This window comes from Aphanothece microscopica RSMan92 (assembly GCF_046613545.2).
Classification (GTDB): Bacteria; Cyanobacteriota; Cyanobacteriia; order PCC-6307; family Cyanobiaceae; genus NIES-981.
Genome location: NZ_JBKKKY020000002.1, coordinates 33,182 through 51,206, shown reverse-complemented (window position 1 = coordinate 51,206; position 18,025 = coordinate 33,182). Strand labels below are relative to the sequence as shown.

Sequence of the window (18,025 nt, the reverse complement as noted above, 5' to 3'; positions counted from 1 at the left end):
ATCAGAGACCCTGGATCGGCACCACCCGCAGCTTGGTGGGATCGACGCCGCTGAACCCCATCACCCCATTGCCGTAGGAGACGAGGTCGCTGTAACCGAAGCTGCGCCCGATGTTACGCAGGGTCACCGTGTCTTCGCGGCCGAAGTTCTTGATCACAAAGCGTTGCATGTGATTGAACGGCCCATGGGTGCGGGTGTTGTTGGTGAAGAAGAAGCTGTCCGGGGCATCATCCTTCTTGAAGTTGATCACACTGGTGGCCCGCTTGGTGATCGCGCCTGCATTGGCCTGGAAGTCGAACACATCGCTGCCCTTGGAGCCGATCCCCTTCCAGCTGCGGGCCATCGCATTGTCGATCCTGTAGCCGGTCACGATGTCCCTGGGCTTGATCAGCCCCTTGGCAGCCTTGAGGCGCTGCTTCTGGCCCGAGACCTTCAGGGTGGCGTCCCATGCCACCGGCTGACTCAGCCAGGTGGAGTTACCCCGCAGCTGCACGATCGTGGATTCTTTGCCCTTGAGTTTCGATGCCGTGATCCAGTCAGGCTTGCTGACAAGGTTGGTCCAGGACACGCAGGTGGCGTAAAGAAATGCAGTTAATTTTCGCGAAGCTGGATGGGGCGTCAAGCCGCCAGGGAGCCAGCTGCAGAAGTGCCCTTGAGCGACTGGCCTACTGGTTGAGCTTCAGCACCGCCATGAAGGCCTCCTGGGGCACATCCACCTTGCCCATGGCCTTCATGCGCTTCTTGCCCTTGGCCTGCTTCTGCAGCAGCTTCTTCTTGCGGGAGATGTCGCCGCCGTAGCACTTGGCGAGCACATCCTTGCGCATGGCGCTGATGCTCTCGGAGGCAATCACCCGGCTGCCGATCGAGGCCTGGATCGGGATCTTGAACTGCTGGCGGGGGATCAGCTCCTTGAGCTTCTCCACCAGTCCCCGGCCCACGTTGTAGGCCTTGTCGCGGTGCACGATGGTGGTGAGGGGGTCGGCCTTCTCGCCGTTGATCAGCACATCCAGCCGCACCAGATCGTTGCGGCGGTAGCCGATCAGGTGGTACTCCATCGAGGCATAGCCCTTGGTGCGGCTTTTCATCTGATCGAAGAAGTCGGTCACCACCTCGGCCAGGGGCATCTCGTAGTGCAGGGTGACCCGGTCGGTGGTGATGTACTTCATGTCCACGAACTCACCGCGCCGCTCCTGGCACAGTTCCATCAGGGTGCCGTTGAACGTGTTGGGGGTGTAGATCTCCAGGCTCACGTAGGGCTCCTCGATCGACTCCCGTTTCTGCGGATCGGGCAGGGTGGCGGGGTTGTCGACCATCAGCGCCGCACCATCGAGCATGTTCACCTGGTAGACCACCGATGGGGCGGTGACGATCAGATCGAGGTTGTACTCCCGTTCCAGCCGTTCCTGCACGATCTCCATGTGCAGCAGGCCGAGGAAGCCGCAGCGGAAGCCGAAACCCATGGCGCTGCTGGTTTCCGGCTCGTAGCGCAGGGCCGCATCGGAGAGCTGCAGTTTGTCGAGGGCGTCGCGCAGGTCGGGGTACTGGTCGGCGTCGGTGGGGAAGAGGCCGCAGAACACCATTGGCTTGGCCTCGGTGTAGCCAGGCAGCGGTGCGGCCGCCGGATTCGCCACCAGGGTGATGGTGTCACCGACACGGGCATCGGCCACCGCCTTGATCGAGGCGGCCAGGTAGCCCACCTCACCGGCATGGAGGGCATCGACCTGGCGCTGATCGGGGGCCATCACCCCCACCTCATCGAGTTCGTAGGTCTTGCCGGAGGCCATCAGCAACACCTTGTCCTTGCGGCGGATGGTGCCGGAGATCACCCGGAAGTAGACAATCACGCCGCGGTAGGGGTCGTAGTAGGAGTCGAAGATCAGGGCCCGCAGCGGCTCCTGGATCGTGTCGGCGGGAGGCGGCACGCGCTCGACCACGGCCTGCAGGATGTCCGGCACCCCCAGACCGGTCTTGGCGGAGCAGTGGATGGCGTTGGAGCAGTCGAGCCCGATGATCGCCTCGATTTCAGCGGCGATCCGCTCGGGGTCGGCGCCGGGAAGGTCGATCTTGTTGAGCACCGGAATGATTTCCAGGTCGTTCTCCAGGGCCAGATAGACGTTGGCCAGGGTCTGGGCCTCCACACCCTGGCTCGCATCCACCACCAGCAGGGCGCCTTCACAGGCCTGGAGTGAACGGCTCACCTCGTAGGAGAAATCGACATGGCCGGGGGTATCGATCAGGTTGAGGATGTAGTTTTCGCCATCGGCGGCCGTGTACTCCATCCGAGCCGCCTGCAGCTTGATCGTGATGCCGCGCTCGCGCTCCAGTTCCATGTTGTCGAGGAACTGCTCCTGCATGTCCCGCTCCGCCACGGTTCCGGTGGTCTGCAGCAACCGGTCCGCCAGGGTGGACTTGCCGTGGTCGATGTGGGCAATGATGCAGAAATTACGGATGCGGGAGACGGGAACGTCGGTCATGCGCTGGGTTCGGGCCGCCCCCGAGAACTGGTCGGCGGCAGGGGGAGTACGCTGACAGATCCTAGGCAGTGGTGCGGAGGTGCCTGTAGTTTGGCTGCGTGGACGGGTCATTTCGCAGAATGTCCAGGGGTACGGGGACACCGGAACGACGACGGACCAGCCGCCAGGACGGCCAGGTGCTCCTGTTCGCCGCCGCCCAGGACATTGCGCGGCAGCAGGGAAAACTCTCCGACGGGCTTCGCGCCTCGCTGGAGCAGTCGGTGCTGAGCCGCACCAGCCTCGCCCTCAAGACCAGCGAGGGCAAGCTGATCGCCAGGGTCGCGCTGCCCGAGGCACGGCGGATGCTGGCCTACCGGCGCCAGGTGGCCCGTGAGCTCCTGCAACTCTCCAAGGCGGAGGTCACCAGGCCCGGCAGGCCCCCTGAGGTGGACAAGCAGACGCTCAGGATGCAGGAGGAGAAGGTTCGGGCCCTCGCCTGGGCGATCGGCAGCGGCCGGCGCTTCCCCTACATGGGCTCCCGGCGCCGCCACACGCTGATCACGGTGCTGCTGCTGCTCTGCGGCGTGCTTCCAGGGATCGTCTACCTGATCTGGCTGTGGCGCCGCTCCGAGGAGTACGGCAAGCTTCTCGACCAGCTGCTCTCCCGCTGGCGAGCCCTCGGGCGACCGGACCCGGCCCTGAATTTCTTCACCCTCTACAACCTCTGAGCAGCCAGGCCAGCGGATGGCTTTCTATGCTGCGTTCACTTCCACAGAACGCCTGCCATGACCACCGAAGCGCCGGCCTCAGATCCCCGTGCCCTCACGATCGAGAACGTGGAGCGCACCCTCGATGAGCTGCGTCCCTACCTGATGGCCGATGGCGGCAACGTGGAGGTGGTGGAGATCGACGGCCCGATCGTGAAGGTGCGGCTGCAGGGGGCCTGCGGTTCTTGCCCGAGCAGCACGATGACGTTGAAGATGGGGATCGAGCGGAAGCTGCGGGAAGCGATTCCTGAGGTGAGTGAGGTGGTGCAAGTGCTGTGAAGCTGGCCTGATCAAGAGAAATTCTTGATCTTCCCCCCTACATGATATTTACGGAGAGGCCGGCGGAGGACAGTCACCTACATCTAGGGTAAAGGATCCATCGCTATTAGGGATTGGAGGGTTGCATACAAATACAGTCTTAGCTTTTGCAACTTGACATCTTGCGAATAATTGATCAGACAGGCTACCAATTTGTAAATTGTAAACAAGCTGCCTGCTCGTGGTGCCTCCCTGAGTCAAGCTTCCCGAGCTATCAACACTGACACTACAATCGGTTGGCAATACAATCTCTCCACCCCTGTAAACAGTTCCGGATTGATATGTATCATTGCTGTGGATAAGCCTCCCATTCTTTGTCACTTTCGGGCCACAGCGCTTGATGGTCGCGACACCATCAGGAGCAGTCTGATTGTAGTAATAAACAGTCGAGGACTCAGCACCAGGCCCATAGGTCGTGGTCTCCTGCCATGGAATAGTCAACGAGAATTCGGCATCCTCTCCATTGTCTTCATTGCAATTAGCAACTTGCAGGCCCGGGTCTGTGTTAATTGCTGATGCCTCTGCCGCCTCTATAGCGATCAGGTAATTGATTCTATTGGAATCTTCACGGAGGCGCTGAGCCCTCTCTACCCTACGCGCATCAAACATATGATTCAATAGCACATTGCCAACCCCGGCGATTATTACTGCAGTAATCACAAGAGCGACAAGAATCTCAGGAAGCGTCATACCTAAGGAACCCACATTACAGACCTTAAGCCTTGACTTACTCGAGGCCTTTATAGTAGTCGGCCCAAGTGCTCTTAAAAGATCAACGGAATGTGACATGGCCTTGGAGAGTCGTTTAGATTGCTGAAAAATTTGCGCAGTCATCTGATGTATCCGCAGTATTTGCAACGCCAATATCAACAGCCGCTAGCATTGTAGAGAGGCGAATACACCGCATGGGGCCGCTACCACCCAAAACTATCTTGATTTGAAAATCACCCAAAGAACCATCGCTGTCCAGACTCCATGTGCCTCGCGGAGTGAATACAATGTTCGACGAAGTTGTATTCATAAAAATCTCACCTTCAAAGCCGGGCGGAAGCCTAAGGGGTGGAGCCACATTCCCAGAGGCATCTAGATCAACAGCGGTGTCATTTGCACAAGATGTTGTCGCCAACGTAGGATTTGCTGCATCGTATGGCCCACTTAATCCATTGGCAACAAAACTAATTTCACAACCCCCAAGTTCTTCATTCGATGCAACCTCTCTGGCGGCAAGATTTCGGGTCCTTTCAATCCAGCCAGCAATCTCCAAAGCCACAGAGTTGATGCGTTCACGCCTGATAACTGAAAAAAGACCTGCAGTACTGATTGCTGCAGCAAGGCCCAGGATAACAACAATGACAAGTAGCTCAGCAAGACTATAGCCGCCACACCTGTGTGCCTTGGATTGTGAGCATCTCCTGAGAGGATGATAACGCAGAGAACGCAAATACCTAGGCACAGAGTGAGCAGGCATGGAGATTATGGACACCAAGAGGATACTACTGGAGCAATCTTGAGAACTCTTTCAAACCCAGGATGCCGCCAGCGCACCACAACAATATGATCAGACGGGTCGCTCGGACTTTGCCTAAGGGCGGCTAATCTAGTGACTCTAGAGCCAATTGAGACATCAGAAGTGCCAATTTGACTGACGAAGTCTTGCGTGATGTGCTTGGCAACAGTTGTAGGGACTGTGGGGTAGTTACAAGCGTCGAAGAAGGCTTGCACGTCTGCCTCAGTTTGCACTGGATCCCCTGCTGTTGGCTGGGGGAAATAATACCAAGAATCACCAAACTCGGCGGTCGGACAGTCTACAAATGTGCCCGTCGGAACGGTACAAGCATTGTAGGTCTCGGAAAGGGTAAGAATTCTGGAAATATCTGCATCAATGATAGAATTGGCCGATGCAATCTCTCCGGATTTAAAAATCGTACTTACAGTTGTACCAAAAAAACGAAAAGTTGCCCCTATGACCACTGCAACAATAACAGATGCGATCAAGGCTTCAATGATGCTAAACCCTTGTTCGCGCAGATTTGTATGGTTTTGGAGAATTATGCTTGACATTGGCATCTAGAACCCTTGGGATTGGGTAAAGCTTCGAGCCATGAAGTCGATAATTGGAGCCCCAGGTGGAGGGCAATTATCTCCTGTACAAAAATCAGGATTGCTGTTGAGTGTTCGAATAGTCACGCTCCCAGCACCCTGGACGTCCAAACCATCGGACCAGATGCGGCCCATGAAACTGGTATCACCGTTGAAGCTTACATCAACAGCTGGTGCATAAAGATTGAAACCTATACTATCGCTAGTGCCCTGCACCACCCAATTCCCCAGACCAGTGATGAAAAAGTTAAGCAGGTCACCAATATACTTCTGGGGGTCAGTAGTGGAATCGTAAATCGACTGGAAGGATAGGCTCGCAGGGGGATCTGTGGTAGACCATTCAATAGGACTTTGACAACGAGTGGCAGTGCTCACAGGAGTATCTAGAGCGCACTGAACGCGCTTGATGACTAAATTTCCCGTTGGATTAGAGTTGCCAGAGGCTACGTAGTTGAAACTAGCGTCGGTACTATCTTGATCGAAGAAGAAATTGATTTTTGCGTTGCTAGTGTCAATAGTCAGGCTGTTATTATTTCGCAGCCAAATCCGCCCGAGACGGCAGTTTACCTCATCATAGAGATTTGAACCACTAGCTGTAGCAACAACGTAACAAACATCATGGCCAGTAGTGTCGCTACTGTCTAGTATAGGCCTACAGTTATTGACACCATTGTTGAAAACCCTGCACAACAGAACTTGACCTGGCCTCGCTGCACTGTACTCCGGGCCGCTGCCAGAATCATCCCTATAAATACGAGCAGGATTGTTAGCCGGCAAGGGATTAGTAAGCCTTGTTTCAGCAGGTATATTTGTCGGATTATAATAAATATAAAAATCGCTGTTTATAGTATTAAGATCCAAATATCTATTTTGAATCTCGCTGACATCACCATCGGACACAGCCAGGTTAAGACTCTCGTTGTATACTGGAGGAATATAATTAAACAAAGTTTCAGCAAAGCTTATGCCTGAGTTGCTTGGTGCTCCATTGGTAGCGATCTTCAATTGATCCTCTTCACAAGCAGTATTAGGAGTGCCATCAAGGATTGATGCATCGCTGCCATAGTTTTCTACGGTTGTATCATCACCACCCCAGCAGAGCGCTTGGGTAACGATATTACCGAATTCATCAAGGATTTCTGGCGCCGGCTGACCCGATGGCACCCCACCATTCATTCCGGAAATAATTCCATTACCTCCACCACCTTTAATTCCTCCGCAGGAGTCTGTGTCACGACCCCAATTCTTCGCCCCAATGCTGTTCTGAGGGAAAGAGCGCTTGCAGCATTTAGGAACTACTTCGAGTTCCCTTGCCACCCTAGCCCTACTTTTCCTTCCATTTGATTCCGCAACCTCAGAAATCACGACAATCCTGATCAGGGTTCTATTGCCACCTCTTCGTATGTTGCTGATGAATTGAGTATCATTTTGGTTATATGTATTTTTGTTGGAATCTAAATAAGAAATAGATTCAACTTTGAATCTTCGCGACACAGTACTTGTAGCTGCGTCGAAATCCTGAAAAGGGCCATTTGCTCCAACTGGGACAAATTTACTAACAGAGGCCGAGGGTTCACGCCCATCTGCATCGACTACTGCTCCAGTGGTATCATATTTTGTACAAGGATTAATTGACCCGTCGCTTCCCCACACGCTGGAGCTACCGGCGGTCAAGAGATAACGATTCTCTTCTCGGTTAAAGGTATTAATGAACTCGTTGATCGCACTTTCGGCCGTATCGCGTGCTTCACGGTTGACGGTCTGAGACGCAGCGCCAAATAATCCAGCTCCGGTTCTGGAGGCAAACGCTGCGACTCCGATTACTAGCGCCACCGAGATGATGAGTGCCAGTTGCAGCGCATAGCCTTCTTCGGATTTGGGTGAAGTAGGCCTGGCTCGAAAACGGGCAGTACTCAGGGCGCTGCGCAGTAGGAGCATGGAGGACAGGCTATGGAACTTCTTCGGGCCTCGCATATCTGATCGAGCAGGTACTGGTCAAATCCCCATTGATACAGGGGCTTTCGCGTCTCCTCAGATCCTAGTTCCTCCAGGTCGGTGTGACCATCATCAGCTTCTAACCTCACAAGAACCCGCACCTCCCCCCGTGCTCGACCAGCGCCTGCTGCGCGACGACCCGGCCCTGATCGCCGTGCCGCTGGCCCGCCGCGGACTCAGCCCCGACCTCACCGCCCTCCAGCAGATCGCGCTCCAGGAGCGGGATCTCCAGGAGCAGCGCAGCAGCCTCCAGGCCGAGGGGAACCGCATCGGCAAGGAGGTGGGCCAGCAGATCCGGGCCGGCGCCGCCCCGGACGGGCCCGAGGTGCAGGCCCTGCGGGCACGCGGCAACGCCATCAAGCAGGAGGTCGCCGCCCTGGAGGAGCAGGAGAAGGCCCTGCAGCAGCAGCTGCGCGAGGCCCTGGCCGCCCTGCCGAACCTCCCCGCGCCGGAGGCCCCCGACGGCCGCAGCGAGGCCGACAACGTGGAGGTGAAGCGCTGGGGCAGCCCTCGCCAGGAGGGTGGTCTCGAGGAGCACTGGCAGATCGCCGAGCGGCTGGGCCTCTTCGACACCGAGCGCTCCGTGCGCATCGCCCAGAGCCGCTTCGTGACCCTGCTGGGCCAGGGCGCGCGCCTGGAGCGGGCCCTGATCAGCTTCATGCTCGATCGCCACACCAGCCGCGGCTACACCGAGGTGCTGCCGCCGATCCTGGTGAACAGCGCCAGCCTCACCGCCTCCGGCCAGCTGCCCAAGTTCGCCGAGGAGAGCTTCCGCTGCGCCGACGACGACCTCTGGCTCACCCCCACCGCCGAGGTGCCGCTCACCTCCTTCCACCGCGACGAGCTGATCCCCGCCGAGCAGCTGCCCCTCAGGTACTGCGCCTACACCCCCTGTTTCCGGCGCGAGGCCGGTTCCTACGGCCGCGACACCCGCGGCCTGATCCGCCTGCACCAGTTCAACAAGGTGGAGCTCTACTGGTTCTGCCATCCCGAGCGCTCCGCCGAGGCCCACGAGCAGATCACCGCCGACGCCGAAGCCATCCTCGAGGCCCTCGAGCTGCCCTACCGCCGCATCGAGCTCTGCACGGGTGATCTGGGATTTTCTGCCGCCAGAACATTCGATCTCGAGGTGTGGCTGCCGGGGGCCGGCACCTACCGCGAGATCTCCAGCTGCTCGGTGTGCACCGACTTCCAGGCCCGCCGGGCCTCGATCCGGCTCAAGGACGGCAAGAGCACCCAGCTGGTGCACACCCTCAACGGCAGTGGCCTCGCGGTGGGGCGCACCATGGCCGCCCTGCTCGAGAACGGCCAGCAGGCCGATGGCACGGTGCAGCTGCCCGCCGCCCTGGTGCCCTACATGCGCTGCGAGCGGCTCGGTTCGCCCGCCTGAAGCCGGCGCCCCCACGCGGCCGCTGCGCCACGTCCTCCACAATGGAGGCATTCCCGGGCAGCACTGGATGGGCGTTCTCACCGCACTGGCGATCCTGGCAGGGCTGATCGTGGTGCACGAGGCGGGCCATTTCTTCGCCGCCACCTGGCAGGGCATCCGCGTCAGCAGTTTTTCGATCGGCTTCGGCCCGGTGCTGCTGGAGCGCCAGCGACGCGGCGTGCAGTTCGCCCTGCGGGCCATCCCCCTGGGGGGCTTCGTGGCCTTCCCCGACGACGACGACAGCAGCGCCATCCCCAAGGACGACCCGGACCTGCTCTCCAACCGCCCCCTGCGCCAGCGCGCCCTGGTGATCGCCGCCGGCGTGCTGGCCAATCTGCTGCTGGCCTTTGCCGTGCTGGTGGCCCAAGGCTTCCTGGTGGGCATCCCCTCCGGTTTCAGCGCCACCCCCGGTGTGCTGGTGTCCGGCGTCCAGCCCGGCCAGGCCGCCGCCAGCGCCGGCCTCCAGCCCGGTGACCGCATCCTCAGCCTCGATGGCACCACCATCGGCGGCGGCCAGCAGGCCGTGGCCACCCTGGTGGAGCAGATCAAGACCTCGCCGGAGCGCCGCCTGGCCCTGGTGGCCCAGCGGGGTGAGCAGCGCGTCAACCTGCAGCTCACCCCCGCCGACCTGGGCGGCGTGGGCCGCATCGGCGCCCAGCTCCAGCCCAACGGCACCGAGGTGTTCCGTCGCCCCCGCAGCCCGCTCGAGCCGATCCGCCAGGCCGGTCGCGATACGGCCGTGCTGCTCCGCCGCACCGCCGGCGGCTTCCTCACCCTGATCACCCACTTCGGCGAAACGGCCTCCCAGGTCTCCGGACCGGTGAAGATCGTGGAGATGGGGGCCTCCCTGGCCCATGAGGGCGGCAGCAGCCTCTTTCTCTTCACCGCCCTGATCTCGATCAACCTGGCGGTGCTCAATGCCCTGCCCCTCCCCCTGCTCGATGGCGGTCAGTTCGTGCTGCTGCTGCTGGAGGGCCTGCGCGGCCGGCCACTGCCGCAGCGGTTCCAGATGGCCTTCATGCAGTCGGGCTTCGTGTTTCTGGTGGGCCTGAGCGTGGTGCTGATTGTGAAGGACACCTCCCAGCTGCCGGCCGTGCAGCAGCTGCTGAGCCGCTGAGCTCCAGCCCCCCGCGGCGATGCCCCGGTTCCCCTCCGCCCGCCGCCGGGCTCCCCTGATCCTCGAGCGGCTCGGCGCCCTCTATCCCGACGCCACCTGCTCGCTCGACTGGCGCACGCCCTATGAGCTGCTGGTGGCCACCATGCTCTCGGCCCAGTGCACCGACGAGCGGGTGAACCGGATCACCCCTGCCCTGTTCGAGCGGTTCCCCGATGCCGCCAGCGCCGCGGCGGTGGAACCGGAGGCCGTGGAGCCCTATGTGAAGTCGGCCGGCTTCTTCCGCAACAAGGCCAAGGCCATCGTGGGGGCCTCCCGGCTGCTGATCGAGCGGCACGGCGGCGAGGTGCCCCGCAGCATGGAGGAGCTGCTGCAGCTGCCGGGGGTGGCCCGCAAGACCGCCTCGGTGGTGCTGGCCTGGTGCTACGGCCTCAATGCCGGCGTCACGGTGGACACCCACGTGGGCCGCCTGGCCCAGCGCCTGCGGCTCAGCCGCCACGCCACACCGGCGCGGATCGAGCCCGATCTGATGCAGCTGGTGCCTCAGGAGGAGTGGCAGACCCTCTCGATCCGGCTGATCTTCCACGGCCGCGCCGTGTGCGCCGCCCGCAAGCCCCGCTGCGCCAGCTGCAGCCTCGCCGACCTCTGCCCCAGCGCCGCAGCCGGGGCGGCGAGCGAGGCGGGGAGGGCCGCAGGGTAGGCTCATGAATCCGTTACCGATCGCACTCCAGCCCGCATGGCGAAGAAGTCGATGATTGCGCGCGACGTGAAGCGCAAGAAGATGGTGGAACGCTTCGCCGCCAAGCGCGCTGCCCTCAAGGCCGCCTTCGAGTCGGCCGCCGACCCGATGGAGCGTCTGGACATCCACCGCAAGATCCAGTCCCTGCCCCGCAACAGCGCCCCCACCCGGATCCGCAACCGCTGCTGGGCCACCGGCAAGCCCCGCGGCGTCTACCGCGATTTCGGTCTGTGCCGCAACCAGCTGCGCGAGCGGGCCCACAAGGGCGAGCTGCCCGGCGTGGTCAAGTCGTCCTGGTGACAGCCGCTGAAGCCGCCTGAGGCTTCGGAGGGCGCCTGCGGGCGCCCTTTGTTGTGGGCGCCTTAGAAAAATGCAGGGGTTCCCCCGGCCCCCGGGGGCCGAATGCGAGAATGCCCCTTGACAAAGAGAGATAAGGCCCAGTGCAAGGACAAACTCAGTCGATCTCCTTCGATGGTCGGGAGATCCGGCTGACCACCGGTCGGTTCGCTCCCCAGGCGGGGGGCTCGGTGATGGTCGAATGCGGTGATACGGCGGTGCTGGTCACCGCCACCCGCTCCGGCGGCCGTGAAGGCATCGACTTCCTCCCCCTCATCTGCGATTACGAAGAGCGGCTCTACGCCGCCGGCCGCATCCCGGGCAGCTTCATGCGCCGCGAGAGCCGCCCGCCCGAGCGCGCCACCCTGATCGCCCGCCTGATCGACCGCCCGATGCGGCCACTGTTCCCCGCCTGGATGCGGGACGACCTCCAGATCGTGGCCACCTGCCTGTCGCTCGATGAGCGGGTGCCGCCCGATGTGCTCGCCGTGACCGGCGCCTCGATGGCCACCCTGCTGGCCAAGATCCCCTTCCATGGCCCCATGGCCGCCGTGCGCGTGGGCCTGCTGGGCGACGACTTCGTGCTCAACCCCAGCTACCGCGAGATCGAGCGCTCCGACCTCGACCTGGTGGTGGCCGGCACCCCCCAGGGCGTGATCATGGTGGAAGCGGGCGCCAACCAGCTGCCCGAGCAGGACGTGATCGAGGGCATCGACTTCGGCTACGAAGCGGTGAGCGAACTGATCAAGGCCCAGCAGAACCTGCTCAAGGATCTGGGCATCGAGCAGGTGTTCCCCGAAGAGCGCAGCGAAGACCCCACCCTGCCCGCCTTCCTGGAGAAGGAATGCAGCGCGGCGATCGGTGAGGTGCTCAAGCAGTTCAGCCTCAGCAAGGCCGAGCGCGAAGCCAAGCTCGACGCCATCAAGGCTGAGGCCGGCGAGAAGATCACCGCCCTCGCCGACGACGACCCGATCCGGGCCGCCGCCAGCGGCAAGGCCTTCGGCAACTCCTACAAGGGCCTCACCAAGAAGCTGATGCGCGCCCAGATCGTGGGCGAGGGCAAGCGGGTGGATGGCCGCAACCTCGATGAGGTGCGCCCGATCCAGGCCGCCGCCGGCGTGCTGCCCAAGCGGGTGCACGGTTCGGCCCTGTTCCAGCGCGGGCTCACCCAGGTGCTCTCCTGCGCCACCCTCGGCACCCCCAGCGATGCCCAGGAGATGGACGACCTCAACCCGTCCACCGAGAAGACCTACCTGCATCACTACAACTTCCCGCCCTACTCCACCGGCGAGACCAAGCCGATGCGCTCCCCCGGCCGCCGCGAGATCGGCCACGGCGCCCTGGCCGAGCGCGCCATCGTGCCGGTGCTGCCCGCCAAGGAATCCTTCCCCTACGTGCTGCGCGTGGTGTCGGAGTGCCTCAGCTCCAACGGCTCCACCTCGATGGGCTCGGTGTGCGGCAGCACCCTGGCCCTGATGGATGCCGGCGTGCCGCTCAAGGCGCCGGTGAGCGGGGCCGCCATGGGCCTGATCAAGGAAGGCGAGGAGGTGCGCATCCTCACCGACATCCAGGGCATCGAGGACTTCCTCGGCGACATGGACTTCAAGGTGGCCGGCACCGAGAAGGGCATCACCGCCCTGCAGATGGACATGAAGATCACCGGACTGGCGGTGAGCACCGTGGCCGAGGCCGTGAACCAGGCCCGTCCGGCCCGGCTGCACATCCTCGAGAAGATGCTCGAGGCGATCGACAAGCCCCGCGACACCCTCAGCCCCCACGCCCCGCGCCTGCTCAGCTTCCGTATCGACCCCGAGCTGATCGGCACCGTGATCGGCCCCGGCGGCCGCACGATCAAGGGCATCACCGAGCGCACCAACACCAAGATCGACATCGAGGACGGCGGCATCGTGACGATCGCCAGTCACGACGGTGCCGCGGCCGAGGAGGCCCAGCGCATCATCGAGGGCCTCACCCGCCGCGTGTCCGAGGGTGAGGTGTTCACCGGCGGCGTCACCCGCGTGATCCCGATCGGCGCCTTCGTGGAGATCCTGCCCGGCAAGGAGGGGATGATCCACATCTCCCAGCTCTCGGAAGCCCGGGTGGAGAAGGTGGAGGACGTGGTGAACGTGGGCGATCAGGTGACGGTGCGGGTGCGAGAGATCGACAACCGCGGCCGCATCAACCTCACCCTGCGCGGCGTGCCCCAGGCCGATGCACCGGTGCCCGTCTGATGCCCCTGCCTCCTGATCAGAAGAACAGCAGGCAGCTGCTGCCGGGGATCGAAACCAGCGGGGAAGGCTTGAAGCCGACCCCTCCGGGAACCACCACCGACACCATGATCAGCAACAGACCCAGCATGGCCGCGAAGCGGTAGCTGACCGCCGGGAGGGCCAGGTGCCGCAGCAGCGGGGCCATCCGGGGGGGCACCGGCCAGCCATCGGTCGCCCCATCCGGCAACAGGGCCGGCAGCAGCACCAGCAGCAGGGCCAGCGACAGGGGGCGCAGCCAGATGTCATCCACCAGCTGGTAGGTGAACAGGGTCACCAGAAACGGCGCCGTCATGGGCTGCAGGTGCAGCGGCCGCCAGGAGCGCGGGACGAAGCCCGTGGCCAGCAGGGTGGCACAGGCCGTGCCCAGCAGCCCCACCCAGTAGAGCAGGGCCAGCCAGAGGTTGTGGGGCCCGCACAGCCCCGAACCGCGGGGCACCGCCTGAATCCCGACGCCCCAGAGGGGCGAACCCAGGGACGATCGAGCGTAGATCAACCAGTTCACGAGCCTTTGCTTTGAATCAGCACTCCCCTGGGTGGTGATCTCGGCGGCATTGCGCGTCACCAGGTCTGCGAAAAAGCGGCCACTGTCGACGGCCATCGCCCCGATCCCGGCCAGGAGGGCGCTCGCCAGGACCATGACCACCGCGGTGCCGTAGAGCCTGCGAGCCTCCCCGTCACCGCGCCAGGCCAGCAGGGCCAGCACCCCGGTGGCCAGGGCCACGGCCAGAAAGGCCCCATCCCCCTGGCTGGCCACGATCTGAGCCACGCACAGCAGGGGCACGGCGGCGCAGATCACCCACCAGAAGCCGCGCCAGCGGCGGATCGCCCCACGCTGCAGCTGTTGGAGCAGGGGCACAAAGGTCCATAGGAGCAACACACTGCACTGGTTGGCCCAGCGGGGATTCATAAAGAGGTAGGGAACATGGAAGACCTCCCCCCCCGGCAGCAGCCGGCGCACCCAGCCATAGGGGACGAACCCGTTGGCCTGGGTGATCAGCCAGAACCCCAGATCCATGCCCACCAGCGCCACCGTGAACAGCGCCAGCAGCCGCACCGTATCGGCCCGATGCTGCCGCCAGGCCGGTTGGAGCAAGGGGAGGAGCGCAAACTGCAGCAGCGCCAGCCCGAGGAATCCGGCCGAGATCCAGGGCACCGGCCCCACCGCCCCGGCCAGCAGGCCCACCGCCGCAAACCCCACCAGGCCCAGGCCGTACCAGCCGCCGATCAAAGGGCTCTCGAAGAAGCTGCGGGACTGGGGCCTGAAACACCAGGCCAGCAGCCCCACGGCGAGGAGCACCTCGGTGATCCGATGGGTCTGGAATTTCAGCAGCGGATGGCCATCCACCAGGCTGACCAGCACCCCCACCAGCAGCAGCGCCAGATACCAGCGGAAGGGGTTACGCAGATCCGCTGGAGCAACCACTCGCACCTGTCATCTGGGCGGACCCTAGCGGCGGTGTCGCGGCCGGCCCAGGCCTGCCGTGGTCTCAGACACGGAAGCCCGGATCGATCCTGGCCATCGCCGCCGCCGCCCGCTCGCAGAGCTCGGCATGGGCCCGGCCATGGCTGGCGATCAGGCACCCCGCCTGGCGCACGTCGCCGGTGTTGTAGGCCAGGGGTGCGCCATCGGCATGGCTGAAGGCCCCGCCCGCGGCCCGCAGCACCGCCTCGGGGGCGGCCATGTCCCAGTCCTTCGGGGCGCTGCGGCCCGAGAGCGACACGTAGAGGTCGGTCTCCCCCCGCAGGATCGTGGCCACCTTGCCACCCACACTGCCGATCGCCTTGGTGTCGCCCAGCTCCAGGGCCTCCAGCAACTGCTCGAGCCTCGCGTCGCGGTGGTTGCGGCTGGCCACCAGCACCAGCTCCCCCGGTGCCCGGCGGTCGCTGAAGCGCGCCGGGGAGCGATCGCCCGCCCGGTTCTCGCACCAGGCCTCCCCCGCCTCGCCGGCCACCACCCCGAGCCAGAGCTCCTCCATCTCGGGCAGCAGCACCACCCCCAGCACGGGGGTGCCGGCCTTGACCAGCGCCAGGTGCACGGCGTACTCGCCCGTGCCCTGCAGGAAGTCCTTGGTGCCGTCGAGCGGATCGAGGATCCAGAGCCAGTCGGCGGCGAGCGGCTCCCCCTCGGTGAGCTGCTCCTTGGCGGTCTCCTCGCTGAGCAGGGTCCAGTCGGCGTCGGGGAAGGCCTGGGCGAGGCCATCCAGCAGCCAGCGGTTCACCGCCAGATCGGCGGCGCTCACGGGGCCCTCACCCCCGGCATCGACGCTGAGCGCCGGTGGGAAACCGTGGGGCGGCTGCTCACCGCGGGCGTAGGCCCGCAGGATGTCGGCGGCTCCCCAGCTCAGCCGCCGCAGCTCCACCAGCAGGGTGTCGAGGGCGATGCCGGAAGGCAGGGTGAGGGAGGCCGGCATCATGGAAGCGCTGGAAGCTGCATTGTGCAGGAGCCCCATGCAGGAGCCCCCGACCGGGCTGTCCATCGCCGCCGCTGTCGCTGAGGGGTGTCGCCGATGACGGAAAACGCCAGCGCGGCCCCCACCGCGGGCGAACCGGCTCCCGGCGTGCTCTACCTGGTCGGCACCCCGATCGGCCACCTCGGCGACCTCTCCCCCCGGGCGCGGCAGGTGCTGGGCGGGGTGGATCGGGTCGCCTGCGAGGACACCCGCCGCAGCGGCCTGCTGCTGCACCAGCTCGGCCTGCGCAGCCGCGACCACGGCCCGCGACTGGTGCCCTTCCACCAGCACAACCAGGCCGCGCGCCTGCCCGAACTCCTGGAGGCCCTCCAGGCCGGGGAAGCGGTGGCGGTGATCAGCGATGCGGGGCTGCCCGGCATCTCCGATCCGGGCGAGGCGCTGGTGGCGGCCGCCCGGGCGCTGGGGCTGCCGGTGATCTGCGTCCCGGGGCCCTGCGCCGTCACCACCGCCCTGGTGAGCAGCGGTCTGCCCTGCGGCCGTTTCTGCTTCGAGGGGTTCCTGCCGCCGAAGCCGGCCCAGCGCCGCCGGCGCCTGGAGGAGCTGGCCGGCGAGGAGCGCACCCTGGTGCTGTTCGAGGCGCCCCACCGCCTGCTGGAGCTGCTGGAGGATCTGCTGGCGGTGCTCGGCGATCGCCCCCTGAGCGTGGCCCGCGAACTCACCAAGCGGCACGAGGAGCAGGTGGGGCCCACGGTGCAGGCCGCCCTCGAGCACTTTCGCCACACACCGCCCCAGGGGGAATGCACCCTGGTGCTGGGAGGGGCCCCCGCCCCGGCACCTCCCACCTGGGAGCCCGACACCCTGCGCCGGGAGCTGCAGGCCCTGGTGGCGGGGGGGCTGAGCGGCAAGGACGCGGCCCGCACCCTGGCCGAACGCAGCGGCCACAGCCGCCGGGCGCTCTACGCGCTGCTGCATCAGGAGGGCTGAGGCGGCAGACTCCAGCCATCCCGGACTCGACCCCGATGCTTCTGCGGCTGCGACTGGTGCTGGCCAGCCTGCTCGGCGGCGGCCTGCTGCTGGTGCTGCTCTGCCTGGGGGCCCAGAACCTGGAGGAGCGCCCGAGGCTGTGGCTGGGGTTCGGCAGCACCGCACCCCTGCCGGCAGGCTTCCTGGTGGGTCTGGCACTGGTGGTGGGGGTGATCAGCGGCGGCAGCAGCGCGGCGCTGCTGCTGCCGCGCGCAAACGAGGATTCCCTGGCCGACTAGGCCCCCGGCAGGGCATAGAGGCTGCCCTCGATCACGACCCGGCTGATGCCCTGGGCCAGAAGGTAAGGGGCCGTCCGCTCAAGCACCCGTGTGTCGGGGATCTTGATCACGCGCTGGCTGCGGCCGCAGAGGCGTTTGGCCTGGCGTGGATTGACGAACACCATCAGGGCCTGACGCTCCTCCTCGTCGACCGGAAGGTGGCCCAGTTCGGTGAACTCCCGCAGGGGGCGGGCCTGGAGCTCGACGGTCTTGTCAACCAGCATGTAGACGCTCTCCGGCAGCGTCGCATCGGCAAACGGGCGGCACTGCACCGGCTGCTGCGCCTGGTCCGCCGCCAGCACCGGCACGGCCACGAACTGGGCCTCATCCACTTCGGCATCGGCGTCGGCATCGACCTCGTCGCCGTCATCGCCGTCGTCGTCGTCCGCGCTGTCATCACCGAAATCATCGGCGTCATCAATGGCCAGCACCCCGCACTCCTCGTCCTCCGGATCGGGCTCCTGGTCGGGCTCCTGATCGGAGGCCTCATCCGCGCCGTTCGGCTCGGTGGGGACGAAATCGGCGACGGGCTCGGGTGCCGGAGGCGGGGCGCTTCGGGCTCCCTTGCCCCGCTGCTGCTTGAGCCGCTCGTAGTCGGCCGGATCCAGGGCCGCCTTGACCACCCGGCTCACGGTGTTGGCACTGCAGGCGAAGGCCTGGGCCAGCTCGGTGCTGGTTTCCCCCGCCCGGTACCGCCGCACGATCTCTTCTTTCTGGCCATCGGAAAGCCGGGTCGCCGCCATCGCCAGATCGAACACGGAGCAGCAGGTCACTGTAGGCGCCGCCCCCGGC

The 18,025-nt window shown here is 64.1% G+C and carries 18 protein-coding genes; 9 read left to right on the top strand and 9 right to left on the bottom strand.

Features of this window, described 5'->3' with window-relative positions:
* Position 1 precedes the first annotated feature (1 nt).
* Entirely contained in the window at positions 2-568 is a 567-nt protein-coding gene (locus ACLD7X_RS00845; RefSeq protein WP_411421550.1) for a hypothetical protein, read from the bottom strand.
* 97 nt (positions 569-665) lie between these two features.
* On the bottom strand, positions 666-2,474 hold the full coding sequence (lepA, locus tag ACLD7X_RS00840) for a translation elongation factor 4 (RefSeq protein WP_411421627.1): 1,809 nt from the start codon (positions 2,472-2,474) through the stop codon (positions 666-668).
* A gap of 119 nt (positions 2,475-2,593) precedes the next feature.
* Here lepA and ACLD7X_RS00835 point away from each other — a divergent pair, with 119 nt between their 5' ends.
* On the top strand, positions 2,594-3,181 hold the full coding sequence (locus tag ACLD7X_RS00835) for a hypothetical protein (protein WP_411421549.1): 588 nt from the start codon (positions 2,594-2,596) through the stop codon (positions 3,179-3,181).
* A 57-nt stretch (positions 3,182-3,238) separates the two neighbouring features.
* Positions 3,239-3,499: a NifU family protein gene (locus tag ACLD7X_RS00830; protein ID WP_411421548.1), complete on the top strand. Its 261-nt coding sequence runs from the start codon at positions 3,239-3,241 to the stop codon at positions 3,497-3,499.
* 48 nt (positions 3,500-3,547) lie between these two features.
* Here the strand turns inward: ACLD7X_RS00830 and ACLD7X_RS00825 are convergent, their stop codons facing one another.
* The 4 genes from ACLD7X_RS00825 to ACLD7X_RS00810 all read right to left on the bottom strand — a co-directional run bounded on the left by ACLD7X_RS00825 (position 3,548) and on the right by ACLD7X_RS00810 (position 7,576).
* Positions 3,548-4,228 carry a type II secretion system protein gene (locus tag ACLD7X_RS00825; RefSeq protein WP_412006780.1) on the bottom strand — a complete coding sequence of 227 codons (681 nt, stop codon included), beginning with the start codon at positions 4,226-4,228 and terminating at the stop codon, positions 3,548-3,550.
* A gap of 115 nt (positions 4,229-4,343) precedes the next feature.
* Entirely contained in the window at positions 4,344-4,979 is a 636-nt protein-coding gene (locus ACLD7X_RS00820) for a hypothetical protein (RefSeq protein ID WP_411421546.1), read from the bottom strand.
* A gap of 32 nt (positions 4,980-5,011) precedes the next feature.
* Complete coding sequence (locus ACLD7X_RS00815; protein WP_412006781.1) at positions 5,012-5,605, bottom strand: prepilin-type N-terminal cleavage/methylation domain-containing protein; 594 nt, start codon at positions 5,603-5,605, stop codon at positions 5,012-5,014.
* Positions 5,606-7,576: a hypothetical protein gene (locus tag ACLD7X_RS00810; protein ID WP_411421544.1), complete on the bottom strand. Its 1,971-nt coding sequence runs from the start codon at positions 7,574-7,576 to the stop codon at positions 5,606-5,608.
* 166 nt (positions 7,577-7,742) lie between these two features.
* On the opposite strand from ACLD7X_RS00810, the gene serS reads away from it, so the two are divergent.
* The 5 genes from serS (at position 7,743) to ACLD7X_RS00785 (ending at position 13,482) form a co-directional block, all read left to right on the top strand.
* The gene (serS, locus tag ACLD7X_RS00805; RefSeq protein WP_411421543.1) at positions 7,743-9,023 is read left to right on the top strand and encodes a serine--tRNA ligase; all 1,281 of its coding nucleotides are present in this window, start codon (positions 7,743-7,745) and stop codon (positions 9,021-9,023) included.
* Between the two features lie 67 nt (positions 9,024-9,090).
* Positions 9,091-10,179, top strand: coding sequence for an RIP metalloprotease RseP (gene rseP / locus ACLD7X_RS00800; RefSeq protein WP_411421542.1), 1,089 nt, complete (start codon positions 9,091-9,093; stop codon positions 10,177-10,179).
* A 19-nt stretch (positions 10,180-10,198) separates the two neighbouring features.
* A complete protein-coding gene (gene nth, locus ACLD7X_RS00795) occupies positions 10,199-10,876 on the top strand; it encodes an endonuclease III (RefSeq protein ID WP_411421541.1) in 678 nt (225 codons plus the stop codon).
* Between the two features lie 36 nt (positions 10,877-10,912).
* Positions 10,913-11,215 (top strand): 30S ribosomal protein S14, encoded by a 303-nt coding sequence (rpsN, locus tag ACLD7X_RS00790; RefSeq protein WP_411421540.1) that lies wholly within the window; start codon positions 10,913-10,915, stop codon positions 11,213-11,215.
* Between the two features lie 140 nt (positions 11,216-11,355).
* The gene (locus ACLD7X_RS00785; RefSeq protein WP_411421539.1) at positions 11,356-13,482 is read left to right on the top strand and encodes a polyribonucleotide nucleotidyltransferase; all 2,127 of its coding nucleotides are present in this window, start codon (positions 11,356-11,358) and stop codon (positions 13,480-13,482) included.
* 16 nt (positions 13,483-13,498) lie between these two features.
* On the opposite strand, the gene ACLD7X_RS00780 is transcribed toward ACLD7X_RS00785, so the two are convergent.
* Complete coding sequence (locus ACLD7X_RS00780; RefSeq protein ID WP_412006782.1) at positions 13,499-14,944, bottom strand: hypothetical protein; 1,446 nt, start codon at positions 14,942-14,944, stop codon at positions 13,499-13,501.
* 64 nt (positions 14,945-15,008) lie between these two features.
* The gene (locus tag ACLD7X_RS00775; RefSeq protein ID WP_425625024.1) at positions 15,009-15,935 is read right to left on the bottom strand and encodes a 3'(2'),5'-bisphosphate nucleotidase CysQ family protein; all 927 of its coding nucleotides are present in this window, start codon (positions 15,933-15,935) and stop codon (positions 15,009-15,011) included.
* Between the two features lie 93 nt (positions 15,936-16,028).
* Here ACLD7X_RS00775 and rsmI point away from each other — a divergent pair, with 93 nt between their 5' ends.
* Both rsmI and ACLD7X_RS00765 read left to right on the top strand, forming a co-directional pair.
* The gene (gene rsmI / locus ACLD7X_RS00770) at positions 16,029-16,916 is read left to right on the top strand and encodes a 16S rRNA (cytidine(1402)-2'-O)-methyltransferase (RefSeq protein WP_411421536.1); all 888 of its coding nucleotides are present in this window, start codon (positions 16,029-16,031) and stop codon (positions 16,914-16,916) included.
* 35 nt (positions 16,917-16,951) lie between these two features.
* Positions 16,952-17,194: a hypothetical protein gene (locus ACLD7X_RS00765; RefSeq protein ID WP_411421535.1), complete on the top strand. Its 243-nt coding sequence runs from the start codon at positions 16,952-16,954 to the stop codon at positions 17,192-17,194.
* Here the strand turns inward: ACLD7X_RS00765 and ACLD7X_RS00760 are convergent.
* A complete protein-coding gene (locus ACLD7X_RS00760; protein ID WP_412006784.1) occupies positions 17,191-18,006 on the bottom strand; it encodes a helix-turn-helix domain-containing protein in 816 nt (271 codons plus the stop codon). The two genes, ACLD7X_RS00765 and ACLD7X_RS00760, sit on opposite strands and share 4 nt — an antisense overlap.
* Positions 18,007-18,025: the final 19 nt, after the last annotated feature.

What these genes read in the sequence shown, in the direction of transcription:
- lepA (WP_411421627.1), bottom strand. Translation starts at nt 2,474, where the DNA reads ATGACCGACGTTCCCGTCTCCCGCATCCGTAATTTCTGCATCATTGCC.
- ACLD7X_RS00835 (WP_411421549.1), top strand. Translation starts at nt 2,594, where the DNA reads ATGTCCAGGGGTACGGGGACACCGGAACGACGACGGACCAGCCGCCAG.
- ACLD7X_RS00830 (WP_411421548.1), top strand. Translation starts at nt 3,239, where the DNA reads ATGACCACCGAAGCGCCGGCCTCAGATCCCCGTGCCCTCACGATCGAG.
- ACLD7X_RS00825 (WP_412006780.1), bottom strand. Translation starts at nt 4,228, where the DNA reads ATGACGCTTCCTGAGATTCTTGTCGCTCTTGTGATTACTGCAGTAATA.
- ACLD7X_RS00815 (WP_412006781.1), bottom strand. Translation starts at nt 5,605, where the DNA reads ATGCCAATGTCAAGCATAATTCTCCAAAACCATACAAATCTGCGCGAA.
- ACLD7X_RS00810 (WP_411421544.1), bottom strand. Translation starts at nt 7,576, where the DNA reads ATGCTCCTACTGCGCAGCGCCCTGAGTACTGCCCGTTTTCGAGCCAGG.
- rseP (WP_411421542.1), top strand. Translation starts at nt 9,091, where the DNA reads ATGGGCGTTCTCACCGCACTGGCGATCCTGGCAGGGCTGATCGTGGTG.
- nth (WP_411421541.1), top strand. Translation starts at nt 10,199, where the DNA reads ATGCCCCGGTTCCCCTCCGCCCGCCGCCGGGCTCCCCTGATCCTCGAG.
- rpsN (WP_411421540.1), top strand. Translation starts at nt 10,913, where the DNA reads ATGGCGAAGAAGTCGATGATTGCGCGCGACGTGAAGCGCAAGAAGATG.
- ACLD7X_RS00775 (WP_425625024.1), bottom strand. Translation starts at nt 15,935, where the DNA reads ATGATGCCGGCCTCCCTCACCCTGCCTTCCGGCATCGCCCTCGACACC.
- rsmI (WP_411421536.1), top strand. Translation starts at nt 16,029, where the DNA reads ATGACGGAAAACGCCAGCGCGGCCCCCACCGCGGGCGAACCGGCTCCC.
- ACLD7X_RS00765 (WP_411421535.1), top strand. Translation starts at nt 16,952, where the DNA reads ATGCTTCTGCGGCTGCGACTGGTGCTGGCCAGCCTGCTCGGCGGCGGC.